The sequence below is a fragment of the Pseudoalteromonas aliena SW19 genome (assembly GCF_014905615.1).
GTDB classification, from domain to species: Bacteria; Pseudomonadota; Gammaproteobacteria; order Enterobacterales; family Alteromonadaceae; genus Pseudoalteromonas; species Pseudoalteromonas aliena.
In genome coordinates, this window is record NZ_AQGU01000025.1 from 26232 (window position 1) to 40297 (window position 14066).

A 14066-nucleotide genomic window follows, 5' to 3' on the forward strand; every position below is an offset into this window, starting at 1 on the left:
ACCTCCTAAAAACTACGACTATGAAGGCTATTGCGACTTTCTAACCCGTAAATACCACTCAGATAGCAAGCGTACTTGTTTCTGTGTGTAGCCTTTTTCGACCATGCGATTAACAAAGTCTTCGTGTTTTTGCTGATCCTCAGCTGATGTTTTGGCGTTAAACGAAATAACAGGGAGTAAATCTTCGGTATTAGAAAACATTTTTTTCTCAATTACCGTACGTAGTTTTTCGTAGCTGGTCCATAGCGGATTCTTGCCATTATTATGGGCACGGGCACGCAGTACAAAATTAACTATCTCATTACGAAAATCTTTCGGGTTAGAAATGCCTGCTGGTTTTTCTATTTTTTCAAGTTCAGCGTTTAATGCCGAACGGTCGAATAATTGACCTGTATCAGGGTCTCGATACTCTTGATCTTGAATCCAAAAATCTGCATAAATAACATAGCGGTCAAAAATATTTTGGCCGTATTCAGAGTACGATTCTAAATAGGCGGTTTGTAGTTCTTTCCCTATAAACTCTACGTATTGCGGAATTAAATAGCCTTTTAAAAAGCTTAAATAACGTTCTTCAACTTCAGCTGAAAATTGCTCACGCTCTATTTGCTGTTCTAGTACGTAAAATAAGTGCACTGGATTTGCGGCGACCTCGGTGGTATCAAAATTAAATACACGAGATAAAATTTTAAATGCAAAACGGGTAGATAGTCCTGTCATACCTTCATCAACGCCGGCATAGTCACGGTATTCTTGATAGGATTTTGCTTTAGGATCGGTGTCTTTTAATGTTTCACCATCGTATACGCGCATTTTTGAATAGATACTGGAATTTTCAGGCTCTTTTAAGCGAGAGAGTGTTGTAAATTGTGCCAGCGTTTTAAGTGTACCAGGGGCACACGGCACATTGTATAGCTCACTGTGCTCAAGTAACTTGTCGTAAATTTTAATTTCTTCAGTTACACGTAAGCAATAAGGCACTTTAACAATATAAACACGGTCTAAAAATGCTTCGTTATTTTTATTGTTTTTAAAGGTTTGCCATTCAGATTCATTAGAGTGGGCGAGTATCATGCCGCTAAATGGCAGTGCACTAATACCCTCTGTTCCATTGTAGTTACCCTCTTGTGTAGCGGTAAGTAATGGATGTAGCACTTTAATCGGTGCTTTAAACATTTCTACAAACTCCATTAAGCCTTGGTTTGCAAGGCATAAAGAGCCAGAGTAGGCGTATGCATCGGGATCATTTTGGGCAAAATGCTCAAGCTGGCGAATATCTACCTTGCCTACGAGTGCAGAAATATCTTGATTGTTTTCATCTCCAGGCTCTGTTTTAGCGATTCCTATTTGGTTTAAAATCGAAGGGTAGCGTTTAATGACTTTAAATTGACTGATATCCCCGTTAAATTCTTGTAAGCGTTTACCTGCCCAAGGCGACATGATTGTTTTTAAATAGCGCGGTTTGATCCCATATTCTCGCTTAAACAGCTCTGCGTCTTCGATTGGATCAAACAATGAAAGAGGGTGATCGTTTACCGGAGATCCTTTAATTGAATAGATAGGCACTTGTTGCATCAAATATTTTAGTTTTTCAGCAATCGATGATTTACCACCGCCCACGGGGCCAAGTAAATAAAGCACTTGTTTGCATTCTTCTAACCCTTGGGCTGCATGCTTTAAATAAGACACTATTTGCTCAATAGCGTCTTCCATACCGTAAAAATCGGCAAATGCTGGGTAACGTGCAACTACTCTATTAGAAAATAATCGGCTTAGTCGTGCATCCGTTGCGGTGTCCACCATATTTGGTTCGCCAATTGCCATAAGCAGACGCTCTGGGGCGCTTGCATAGGCAGACTTATCTGTTTTACAAATCTCAAGGAATTCAGCGATACTGTACTCTTCTTCTTGTGCCGCTTCGTATCGTGCTTGGTAATGCTCAAAAATAGTCATAATAACCTCCGAAACCCGCTGTAAAAAGGTGCTTACTTTTTAAAGTCTAGTCACGAATTGGTACTTTTGTGCAATAAAATTAAAAATTTAACTCAGGAATGTTTGTTTTTTAGGCTGGGTAGCCCCTATGTGGTTATTCCCAGGAGTGATTAACTCTTTGTTGGCGACTAAGGTATAGATGAGGAGCGAGAGCAGTTACCTAAACCAAAAGGGTAACCTGTATTTGGCATTTATATATCGTTATTACCTGTTTATGGGAGAAAAGCACACACTACATAAGCTCTGCCTTGCCTAAATACCAAACAGTCTGCTGCAAATTTAACCTCGAAAGATAAACAGCCCTAGTTTGCATAATGAAAATAAAATGATTGCAACATGCACAAAATAATTTAGCTATATTTTTTTTGCTTTAAAATTCATGTGATTATAATCTGGAGTGAGGCTTGCATTAATATTTTCACTTAATAAATAAGGGCGAACTTATTATGAAATTAACCCAACTTACCACAGCATGCTTATCATTAATTCCCTGCGTTGTTTTTAGTCAATCATTTGATACATGCCCTAGTCAGGCTTTTTTGATGCAAGACTCTAAAGCGCAACTTTATGGTATAGATTTAGTTTCAGCCAAACCGACTGTTTTATCTTCACAATTAACCTTTGCAAATGAAGTCAATAATGAAAGTGTTAACGCAATTGGTTTTAACTATAAAGATCAGTATCTATATGGTTTTAGCAAGCAATCACCTAGTAGTATTGTGCAAATAGGTGATGATTTTGAAATGAAACGCTTGGATGTTAATGGCCTTCCAGCAACTAACTTTTACGTTGGCGATATTCAAGTAACAGGAGATGGAAGCAGCCAACGCGCATCGTATTTTGTGTACCACCCTAATTATGGGCTTTACTCTATTGACTTAAATGGGGATTTAGATGGCGCTATCACAGCCGAACTTCTACCTAACACTAATAATTGGAAGTTAAGTATATTTGATTTTGCATTTCATCCTACAAGTAACTTGCTCTACGCCGTTGAGTCTAACGGAGACTTACACGAAATAAATATTGCAGCAAATACAAGCAAGTTTATCACGCAAGTAGATATTGGCGACGATACGGGGGCATTTGGTGCTGCCTATTTTGACATTAACGGACAGTTTTATTTTAGTAATAATAAAAGTGGTAAAATTCATAAGGTTGATTTAAACGTTAGTCCGGTTGTGGGCTACACACCGATAGCAAATGTATTTACGTCAGGTCCTAAATCAAGCCAAAATGATGGTGCACGCTGCGCCATTGCAGAAGTAAAAGTGACAGACAGCTCAATTGATTTTGGTGATGCACCAGCACCTTACAACACAAGTTTGGAGCAAAGTGGTGCAAGGCATTTATTCGATCCTAACAGTACTGGCAGTGATTTAATTTATTTAGGTGATTCGGTTGATGGTGAAAATATAAATACGGATGCTGATTTAATTAATACCCCAATTGATGCCTCTGATGATGGCGTAAGCTTTGTAACAGCAATATCAGCAGGGCAAAGCAGCCAAATTATTGTTAACGCGTCAGCATCGAGCTTTTTATATGCATGGTTTGACTGGGACCAAAATGGCACTTTTAGCGAAGACGAAAGAGTGGTTACCAAATTAGCCTTGAATCAAGGTGATAACAGCATTTTAATCAGTGTCCCTAGCAACACAAAATCAGGCCAAACATGGGCGCGTTTTAGAGTTACAGATGGCACAGAAGCATCACTCATTACAGCCACGGGTGGCGTACTAGGCGGAGAAGTTGAAGATTACGAAATCACAACATTTGCAAGCGCAGTTTATCCTGGTGAGAACGATTGGGTAACACTTGCCTATGAGGATAAATGGCCGTATGCAGGTGATTATGATTTTAATGATGTAGTTATTAATTACAGAACGACCCAGCTAATAGAGGGCAGTAATGTGGTTGGCTACAAAATTGATGGTCAACTTATAGGCATAGGTGCTACTTATCATAATGGTTTTGCGGTGAGGTTAAAAGAAACAATAAATGGAGAATCACGTTCTATTTTAAGTAGTGAAGTTGATGAAGATGCCATTGTGTTTGTTATAGATGGTCAACTTCAAAGTGAAAGTTATTTAGAAGCAAATCGTAATGATGCGATATTAATTTTCATGCAAGATACATGGACTCATGTATCTAAACAAACTGGCTGTAGCTACTTTAGAACAGAAGATAACTGTGATACGAATGTTAAAGTTACATTTAGTATGACTATTCCATTAAAAGCTCCAAAAGCAAAAGCGGCTTCGCCAGGTTCACTTCTTGATCCCTTTATTTTTGCATCAGAGGGCTTTTATCATGGTGATTTTTTAATAGATAAAGAAGCTAGAAGCTGGGAAGTGCATGTAAAAAACCAAGCGCCAACTGAAGCATTCGATTCCTCACTATATAGTTTTGCTGGCTCTGACGATGTGAGCGATCAAGCTCGGGGTTTGTATTTTCTTAGCCAGAGCGGTTTACCTTGGGCAATGGAAGTAGGTATGCAATGGCTACATCCGTTAGAGGGGGTTGATATAACAGACGCTTATGAGAGTTTTGCTGAATTTGCTGAATCTTCTGGCAAACAAAAATCACAATGGTTTAACGATTATAGTATCAGTAATGTTGTTTTAAAAGGGGAACAATAATGAAAAAATCTATCATAATTTTAACACTATCAATGACTTTAACTGCATGTGGAGGAGGTGGTTCTGAGGAGACAAAAGCCCCTGCAACCGTCTCGGCACCTGCTCCTTCTTCAACAGAAGCCACTAAACCAACCGGTATAAATACTTTAAAAATTGATGAGCAGTTTAATCTCTCCACTAAATATTCACTAAATTTGGATGTTGAGCTTGGGTTTGGTGATGTAAGAGCATATTTAAATGTATGTCAAAAGAAAGCATCGGCACAGCGAGCAGATTATAATAATTGTATTTATAGAGGCCCACTTGCAAATAGTGCGCTTGAAACACAGCTTATCTTAAGCAGGCAAGATATTGATTTAGTCGCTGAGGTTTGGTTTTATGATAGCTCGACAGAGCCCCTTTCATATACGTGGCAATATGAACCAAACAAAGAACAACAGTTATTTACGATGAGGTAATCTATCAAGTCCTGTTGATCATTCGAGATTGAATCTACAGCAGTAGGTTTGGTATTTAACCTGAGCTCTGGTTAAGAAATTTACTAACGTATTGAATCATGGTGATATTTAAATTTATTTTCTCTAGCCAGAGATTTTCAGTGAAAACAAGGCGTATTTACGCGTTAATAGCTGCTCGAGATAGATTTATTATCCAGAGTTCATGTTATTTAGGCAGGGTAGCGTCTATTTATGTGGTGCGGTTATTCTCTATAAATAGGCGATAATACAGCATAAATACCAAACATTTGCTGCCCTTTGGATTTGTCCTAGATAGCACAAGTTTTAATCCGCAAAGATTAACAGACCCTGAAAAATTAATTAGGTCGATAAATTTATGTTTAGAGTCTTCACGCTCAATAATTCGCAAATTATTTTTTTTCGGATTATTTTTTTATTAGCCGCACTGTTTTTTATTACACTTGCGTTTAATCCATTAAATTATTTTTACGCAGAGGTACTTGTTTCTCTACGTATTCAATTATTAGCAGCAGCACTTATATGTGCTTTATTTTTGATTACGCTTAGATTATATAAAGTTGGAGTGGGGCTACTATTTATATGCATGCTAGGCCTTAGTCCAATGTTTCCTAGCTTATCTTATCAAACATCCAGTAATGAGCGGCTCCTGACGTTTAAGCAAATAAACTTAAATTATAATAATGAATACATAGACGCTCATTTATCAACCCTACTGCAACAAAAATGGGATGTGCTGATTTTACAAGAATTCAGTGACAATAACCGTGATTTGTTGAGTCGATTCTTAAGCACAACCGATATGTTTGGTTATGAAGAAATTGAAGGCATTCCTTACGGTATTGTTGTTCTATCACGTATACCTATGGTGTATAAACAGCAGATCAAATTAGATGCTGATAAATTAGGCTATATTAAATTAAAGTTTCTATTTGTTGATCACATTATAACGGTTTTCGTAGCACATCCTCCTTCACCGCGATCGAAACAACTATGGCAAAATAGAAATACCTTACTCGCAGCGCTAAACGAAGCGGCGCAAAATGAAGAGGGCCCGTGGATAATAGCTGGAGATTTAAATGTTGTGCCTTGGTCTCAATATTTCGATTGGGACAACGATAGAAGCTGTTTTGGAGAACGTAGCTATGTGAGTTTTATGCCTTTTGAGCGAGGTCGATTTAGGCTGATCGGATTGCCTATTGATCATTGTATTATAAGTGAGCAAATTAGCTTGCATGGAGTCGTCGTCAGTGAGTTTAAAGGTAGCGATCATAGAATGTTAAGTTATGATCTAAGTATTAATAATACCAATTTTATTAAAAATATGATCATTCTAGCGTATTAAATAACTCACTAACTACGTTAAAAATTATTTATATAGAACAACAATGTATCATGATTTTAGCCTTGTTATTGCGCTATTTTCTTATCGCTATAATAGATCACTAATTTATGCAATTGGTATAAAAAGACTCTGAGGTTTCACATAGAGCCTTTTTATTACTGATGGATAGTTTTCGCACATTAAACAGCTTATCAAGGTGATTTGATAGACTGTTTGATGTCGTGTAGTAAATGTTGAAAGTTACGTTTATGAGGAAATAACATAAAAGCAGCAGCTGTTAAGGAGAACGCTTTAAATTTAAGTCCGATTTCTCGGTAGTATTCACCGTAACACTCAAATATTCTTGCTTGGGCTTTGAGCCGCGTTTTAATACCAATATCATTTTTACAGCGAGAGATTATTTCTTTCATTGCATTTAGTCTGTTTTGTCTATTCGCGGTGATTGAACCTGCTCTCATTAAATACCCCATTGATATTTGTTGAGAAAAAGCAACGTCCCCAATCCTCGCTAGTTTTAACCAGCAGTCCCAATCACTTGCGCTGTTAAGTGAGTTATCAAATTTTCCAACGTAGTTAATGGCTGATTTTTTTACGACAACAGAAGAAGTACCTATTACATTGGCAAATATAAGTAAATCCATTGGTGATTGGAGGTTTTGATAACCGATATGATCGCTATCAATAAACTTTGAAAATTCGGGCCAATAGGAAAAACAGTCAATAATAGATGCATATTCTTCATCGACATGCATGTAATTAGTAAAACTTAAAACACAGCTAGAATTATTTTTCATATAACTAATTTGATCAAATAATTTATCGTCAGTCCAATAATCATCAGCATCTAAAAAAGCGATATATTCACCTTTAGCTTCTGCTATAGCTTTATTTCTAACACCGACCACTCCTGTATTTTTTTGTTTAATAACTCGAATATTAGACAATGTTTTTTTTGCATTATCGAGCCATTCTACACTGCCATCGGTCGAACCATCGTCGATAACGAGTATTTCACAGTTAATATTTTTTTGCCTAACAACACTTGATATCGCCTTTGCTAAATAGGGCTTACAGTTGTAATTAGGGATAATAACACTGACCTCAATATTCATTTTAATAACCTTATACTTTTCAAGATAACTAGGGTTACGCAAGATAAGAGCCAATGATTTAAGCGCCCTGCGGGGCTGTTTTTTGTTTAATGGTTTGCATATTGCGATATATCTTCGCAAATTGAATTTTAAATGCGTATTTGCGTTGTTTTATGCTGGGCATAGTTCTTGCGAAGTAACAGATAAGTCTATCTGGAGTTTTTAAAATGAAACATATTGGCATCGTTGTTCCTAGCTTCCACATTCCATCAGAAACGTTTGTTGTGACTGAAATTAATGCCCTCGTTAATGCAGGGCATAAGGTAAGTGTACTCACGTTTGAAAATTTAAATAAATGTATAAATTTAAATTGTAGTGTGCGAATTATTGTTATAAAAAAATCGACTCAATCGGCCATTAACGCTGCACTGCAAAGACCTTTAATAGCCTTGAAAAGCAGTCTTGTAGCGAGAAGGTTCACGTCTATTTCTGTTTTATCGTTGATGGGTTATGGATTGAATATTGCTGAGATTATTCTCAAGCATCAAATCTCTCACATTCATTGTCATTTTATGCATGCGCCATTGGCCTACTCAATTATTGCCAGCAAGCTTGCTGGGGTGAGTGTTTCTTCAATTGGTCATGGCCACGATGTATACGTAAACGATTCTGATTTAAAGCTTAAACTGTCGTTGTGTGATTTCTCTGTTGCGGTATGTGAAGACATGGCAATAAAACTGCGTAAATACAGCGCAGGTAAAATTCAATTACTTCATTGTGGAATCGACTTGAGTGTGTTTAATAATAAACCAAGCCGTTTGAGTGAGTCAGTTAAGCTTTTGTTTGTTGGCCGATTAATTGAAAAAAAGGGTCTGCAATTTTTATTACCAGCAATAAAAAAATTGACAAAAAAATACTCTATATCGCTTGATGTTGTCGGAGACGGACCTTTAATGAACGATCTCAAATATATGTGCGAACAACTTAGGATAGATAACGATGTCAAGTTTTTAGGATCAAAAAGCCCTGTATGGCTATCAAAAAATACCAGCCATTATTCTGCTTTAGTTGCGCCATTTTGTATCTCTGAAAATGGTGACCGCGATACGGGACCCGTTGTATTAAAAGAAGCTATGGCCAGCGGTATCCCTGTACTGACCACCGAATTAATGGGAGCAAAAGAAATTGTTAACGATGCCGTTGGGTTTAAATGCGAGCCTTCAAGTATTGAAGGGCTAGAAAAGATATTAGCCAAATTTTGTGAACTTACCCCGTATGAAAGACATGAAAAAGGGTTAAATGCAAAAGAAGTGGTTGCTAAAGATTTTAATGCTAATACGCAAGCTAAAAAACTATCTAACTGGGTACAAAACCTGTAGGAGTTATTATGAATGGAATGAAGCAAATCGCATATTTTGGTTTATCTACTTTATTTCTTAAAGTGTTAGGGTTTGCTTTATTACCTATTTCTACACGCATACTAAGCCAAGCTGAATTTGGCGAACTCAATTTTTTAGTGTCAATATCCGCTGTTATGTCGCTGCTTCTGTGTTTAGGATTACCTGAGTTATTATTTAAGCAACACATCAGTGACCCTCAAAGAAAAAGAGCACTATTTAGAGACGCCCTTATTTTATGCGGGTTTTTAAGTTGTGTATTTATTTTTATATTATTTTATTTTATCGAGCCCTTTAGTGCATTGCTGCCAGTGCCTTTAAATACAATTGATATAAAGCTGTTAGCGGTTAACTTGGCGCTGTCATCTGTACTTAGTGTTTTATTTTGTTACTTTAGATACTATGAAATGGCTAAGCAATTTTGTGTTCTAGCCATACTTCAAGGCGCTGGCCAAACATTATGTACGCTTATTTTACTCTATTTAGGCTACGGGGTGACGGGAGTTATGGTGTCGGGTGTGATATCGAGCACTCTAGTGTTACTTATTGCGTTATCTCTGGTGATTAATCAATTGGGTATTAGTTTTAAATACATTGCATGGAACATAACGCCTAAGAATTGTTTATTTCTGCTAAGCATTATTGTCTCCTCATTGTTTGTATATGCAAACAATGGCGCAGAAAATTGGTTTATAGCAGCAAGCGTGGGTAAAGAAAAGTTAGCTCAATATTATGTTGTATTACAGTTTGCGTTAATGACATCGTTTACTTTTGAGCCAATTAGAATGTGGTGGTTTTCACGCCGCTTTAATGAATTAACACAAAATCGTACCAAGTATATTTTTTTATGCAAACTCAGTTTAGACATTGGTATTTTATTGTGTGCGCTAATGATTATCGTCACACCTCATATTTTTAGTATTGTATTACCTCATAACTATCAATTAAATACTTGGCTGTTACCGAGCCTTATTGTTGTTGTTGTACTAAGGCACCACAGTGACCTATTAAATATTGGATGTTACACGCAGTTCAACGGGCTTTTTGTCACTGTGATTAACGCAATAAGTGCTTTAATCGCACTGTTATTATTAGGTTTTTTGGTACCAAAGTTTGGTGTGTCGGGAGCTGTAAGCGCTTTGGCGTGTGCCCAGTTAGTTAAAACGGGTCTGTTTGTGGCGATAAGCCAAAAGCTTGAATATTTAGCATTTAAGGTAAAAAGCTTTGTGCCAAGTTGGGTGTGTTTTTTACTTATTTATATCCTGAGTATTATTGATTTAGCACAGTACGTTTTATGGCAATTAGTGACGTTTGTTGGCTTTTTAATTGTCCTTTTTTACAAATATAAACCGCTAATAAGTAATGCGATTAAGCCATTTTTAAGGATCAGAGCGCATGATTAGTTGGTACAAGCAGCATTGTTTAATCATAAATGGCTTATTTATTACGGCATTAACACTTGTATTGTATACGCTATTTGGCCCTATTGCTGCGTTTGCATTATTACTACTGCCGTTTGCAGGCTTTTTAGCGGTAAAAATTAGCACCGTGTTCATCATTTTTTTTATTTTATTTAGCTATTTTAGATTACACGAGGCCTTTGTCTTTTTAATGCCTCTCAAAATCCCGAAAATGCTGGCATTGGCGTCATTGCTAGGGATTGCATGGCATTTATTTATATCAAAAACACTGAAGCCTCATTGGAGCTCAACACATTTAATTTTTGTTATTTGGTTTGCGTGGCTAACGGTGTGTGTGTTTAGCGCAACAAACAAAGGCTTAGCAATAGAATACTGGATAGGTGTACTAGTTAAGGTATTTATCATGGTGTTTGCTATTAGCTGGTGGCTAACACGGTTCTCTCACTTTAGCTTTGTTCGCTTGGGGATTATGATCTCTGGTGTGGCGGTAGCATTAGTTGCCTTAAATAATAAAATCAATGGCGTAGGTCTTGTAGAAGGGACGCGGGTGACTATTTCTCGAGAGTATCGATCGCAATTAGGTGATCCAAACGATTTGTCTTTAGTGCTCATGTTTCCTGTTTCTTTTTTGGCCGCTGAACTATTTGACTCTACAGCCAATAAATATCGCCGGCTCTTTGCTGCGATCGGCTTGATGTTAACTATTTCTGGCGTTATCGCTACGCAGAGCCGAGGTGGCTTATTAGGAATTGCAGCTATTTTAAGTTTCTTTTTATATCAAAAAGTAAAAAACCCTGTTGTTGTTGCTATGTTTGCAGGTGTTGGCATGTTAGCAATGATGGTTTTTGCTGGTATTGGCGATAGACAAAGTGGTGGAGCTGTTGAAAGTGGAGTTGATGAATCAGCAATGGGCCGACTATACGCATGGCACGCGGCAATAAATATGGCTATTTCAAATCCTCTTACGGGTGTTGGCGTTGATAATTTCTTTGTAAATTATTACTTTTACAGCCCACACTGGGATGGCAAGAATCATGCAGTACATAGCACATGGTTTCAGGTGTTAGGTGAAACAGGCTTTGTAGGAATATGCATATTTTTACTTTTAATTGCCAGCATTTACCGAAGCCTTTCGAGAGTTTATTGCATCAATGCACTTAACTACAATGATCAAGTGGCAGTTAATGCGAATGCGTTAAAGGCCGGTATTATAGGGTTTATGGTTGCAGGCACATTTTTAACGCAAGCATTTACTTGGCCGCTGTATATTATTTTGGCCCTCACTATTGCGCTCGAGAAGCTCACTATTCAAAGCAATAAGGAATAACAGTATGTTGGTACATGTCAAACGTTGGTTAAAAAACAGTCCACATCCTTTTGCAAAATCACTTTTTCATTTTGCAAAAAACCTTCGCAATCCACAAATGATGGTTATTCCTCTTCTTCATTCGTCGCTTTATCACCTGCATCAATTTGTAAAAGAGTTGTGTCACGAACTGTTAAGAATCATTTATTACACGCCACTGTTTAAAAGCCAAATAAAAGGCAGTAAAAAGCAGCTCTTTTTGTACTCAGGTATGCCACAAGTACTTGGACAGCTTAATATTGAGTGCAGCGATAACGTTAGAATGTCTGGTATTAGCACATTTTGCGGGCGAGTGGGTAACTTAACTACGCCAACACTCATTATTGGTAACAACGTGGATATTGGCTGGCAAAATGCCTTTTCGGTTGGCCAAAAAATCACATTAGAAGACGATGTAAGGTTAGCTGGGCGCGTTTTTTTAGCTGGGTTTCCAGGTCATCCCATTGACTGTGAACGAAGAGCACAAGGCGACAGTGACGACGAGTCTCAAATTGGCGATATTATCATTAAACGCGGTGCATGGTTAGGCACTGGCGTAACGGTACTTGCAGGCGTCACGATTGGTGAGGGAGCAATTATAGGAGCAGGCAGTGTGGTTACAAAAAATATTCCTGCTTTTACTATTGCTGCAGGAAACCCAGCCAAAGTAGTGAAGCATATAAAGGAGTCCTAATATGAAATTTATTGTTTTTGGTGAAGATTGGGCAAGCCATCCAAGCAGTACTCAGCATTTATTTTCAGAGTTGGCTAAAAATCATGAAATACACTGGATAAATTCAATTGGTATGCGCAAACCTCGTTTCAAACGCAACGATTTAGAGCGCGTATGGAGTAAGTTTAAGCAGCTTTTTAGTCAATCAAATCACACCGCAATCAAAACACCTAGCACTATGCAGGTATACAAACTACCAGTGTTACCGTGGCACGATAATACATTAGTAAAGCGTTATAATAGCTGGATTTTTTCCCGATACTTTAAAGGTATTCAAAATAACGAACCCATTATATATTGGTTGAGTGTCCCTACAGCACAGTACTTATTTACAAAAAAAGCGCACGATAAACTCATTTATTACTGCGGCGATGATTTTAACGCGCTTGCCGGCGTTGATGCGCATTTGGTTGCGCCATTTGAAAAAAGTTTAATTAATAAAGCCGATTTAATTTATGTCATTAGTCAATTTTTGATGAATAAGATGCCACACTACAAAACTAAAATGCTTAGCCATGGAGTTAGTTATGACCTCTTTACATCTCATACAGATATAGCCCTAGAAATAAACGCGTTGAATGGTCCTATTGTTGGTTTTTACGGCAGTATTAACGCATGGTTAGATATGACATTGTTAACAGCCCTCGCTGCACAAAGGCCTCACTATCAACTGGTATTGGTGGGTGATATTGTTGCCTGTACTTCTCAACTGCTACAGTTTAAAAACGTAACGCATGTTCCTGCGGTGGAGCATCAGCGTTTAGTCACTTTTTCAGCGCATTGGGATGTATCTATTTTACCGTTTGTAAATAATGCGCAAATTAGAGCATGTGATCCGCTTAAATTAAAAGAATATTTAGCGGTGGGAACGCCTATAGTCGCAACGCAATTTCCCGCTGTGATGCGTTACGAGTCAGAAATTTATATCGCAAAAACCCAAGCTGAATTTATTAGTAAAGTAGATGAAGTACTCTCACTTGATAAAACGCAATTAAATACACTTAAATTAGCGCAACGCCATATAGCTCAAGACCATAGTTGGCAATCAAAAGCGCTTGCTGTTGAGCACGATATCTCTACTTTAAACCACGGGTTATAATTAATGGTTGTTGAGTCTTAAGGATTAAACTTGTGATCCTCAAGGGAGTGATACCAATTTGCAATCGATTTTAGGGATTAAATCTGGCGCTAACTAGATTATTTAATTAAGCGAATTGGTGTGAACTGTAGCGCGTGTTTGGTATTTATTCTGAGAGCTCCCTATCTGTTGGAAATTATCACGCCCTAGATTCTGTCTTGCTTAAAAACCAAACAGTCTGCTACAAATTTAACGTATACCAATTCGCAATAATACTTATACCAATTTTATTAAAAACATGATCATTCTAGCGTATTAAATAACTCACTAACGACGTTAAAAATTATTTATATAGAACAACTATGTATCATAATTTTAGCCTTGTTATTGCGCTATTTTCTTATCGCTATAATAGATCACTAATTTAATGCAATGGTATTAATCATTTGAAGGTGCCAAACCTGACGTTAGCTACGTTAAAAGTTTCTCATTTAGAGCAACAATAGCAGGCCTATTGTAAGTAAATTCAACGTCGTTAGCGCTGAGAAT

The 14066-nt window shown here is 37.4% G+C and carries 10 protein-coding genes; 8 read left to right on the forward strand and 2 right to left on the reverse strand.

The annotated features are described in order from the left end of the window. Window positions 1–27: 27 nt before the first annotated feature. Window positions 28–1950, reverse strand: a complete 1923-nt coding sequence (locus PALI_RS05705) for a PrkA family serine protein kinase (RefSeq protein WP_077537694.1) — start codon at window positions 1948–1950, stop codon at window positions 28–30. A 485-nt stretch (window positions 1951–2435) separates the two neighbouring features. Between PALI_RS05705 and PALI_RS05710 the strand changes: the two genes are divergently transcribed. From PALI_RS05710 to PALI_RS05720, 3 genes are all read left to right on the forward strand, one after another. Continuing rightward, window positions 2436–4631 carry an LruC domain-containing protein gene (locus PALI_RS05710; RefSeq protein ID WP_193155206.1) on the forward strand — a complete coding sequence of 732 codons (2196 nt, stop codon included), beginning with the start codon at window positions 2436–2438 and terminating at the stop codon, window positions 4629–4631. Then, on the forward strand, window positions 4631–5089 hold the full coding sequence (locus tag PALI_RS05715) for a hypothetical protein (RefSeq protein WP_193155207.1): 459 nt from the start codon (window positions 4631–4633) through the stop codon (window positions 5087–5089). The genes PALI_RS05710 and PALI_RS05715 overlap by 1 nt, the downstream gene beginning before the upstream one ends. Before the next feature lie 622 nt (window positions 5090–5711). Beyond that, window positions 5712–6452, forward strand: a complete 741-nt coding sequence (locus PALI_RS05720; RefSeq protein ID WP_226894502.1) for an endonuclease/exonuclease/phosphatase family protein — start codon at window positions 5712–5714, stop codon at window positions 6450–6452. Window positions 6453–6643: 191 nt separating this feature from the next. Here the strand turns inward: PALI_RS05720 and PALI_RS05725 are convergent, their stop codons facing one another. Then, a complete protein-coding gene (locus PALI_RS05725; RefSeq protein WP_182702154.1) occupies window positions 6644–7564 on the reverse strand; it encodes a glycosyltransferase family 2 protein in 921 nt (306 codons plus the stop codon). Between the two features lie 206 nt (window positions 7565–7770). Here PALI_RS05725 and PALI_RS05730 point away from each other — a divergent pair, with 206 nt between their 5' ends. The 5 genes from PALI_RS05730 to PALI_RS05750 are packed head-to-tail and all read left to right on the forward strand — an operon-like array spanning window position 7771 to window position 13538. After that, a complete protein-coding gene (locus PALI_RS05730) occupies window positions 7771–8922 on the forward strand; it encodes a glycosyltransferase (protein ID WP_193155209.1) in 1152 nt (383 codons plus the stop codon). 8 nt (window positions 8923–8930) lie between these two features. After that, window positions 8931–10343 carry a lipopolysaccharide biosynthesis protein gene (locus PALI_RS05735; RefSeq protein WP_193155210.1) on the forward strand — a complete coding sequence of 471 codons (1413 nt, stop codon included), beginning with the start codon at window positions 8931–8933 and terminating at the stop codon, window positions 10341–10343. Beyond that, the gene (locus tag PALI_RS05740; RefSeq protein ID WP_193155211.1) at window positions 10336–11688 is read left to right on the forward strand and encodes an O-antigen ligase family protein; all 1353 of its coding nucleotides are present in this window, start codon (window positions 10336–10338) and stop codon (window positions 11686–11688) included. The genes PALI_RS05735 and PALI_RS05740 overlap by 8 nt, the downstream gene beginning before the upstream one ends. A gap of 4 nt (window positions 11689–11692) precedes the next feature. After that, the gene (locus PALI_RS05745; RefSeq protein ID WP_193155212.1) at window positions 11693–12400 is read left to right on the forward strand and encodes an acyltransferase; all 708 of its coding nucleotides are present in this window, start codon (window positions 11693–11695) and stop codon (window positions 12398–12400) included. 1 nt (window position 12401) lies between these two features. Further along, window positions 12402–13538 (forward strand): glycosyltransferase family protein, encoded by a 1137-nt coding sequence (locus tag PALI_RS05750; RefSeq protein ID WP_193155213.1) that lies wholly within the window; start codon window positions 12402–12404, stop codon window positions 13536–13538. Window positions 13539–14066: the final 528 nt, after the last annotated feature.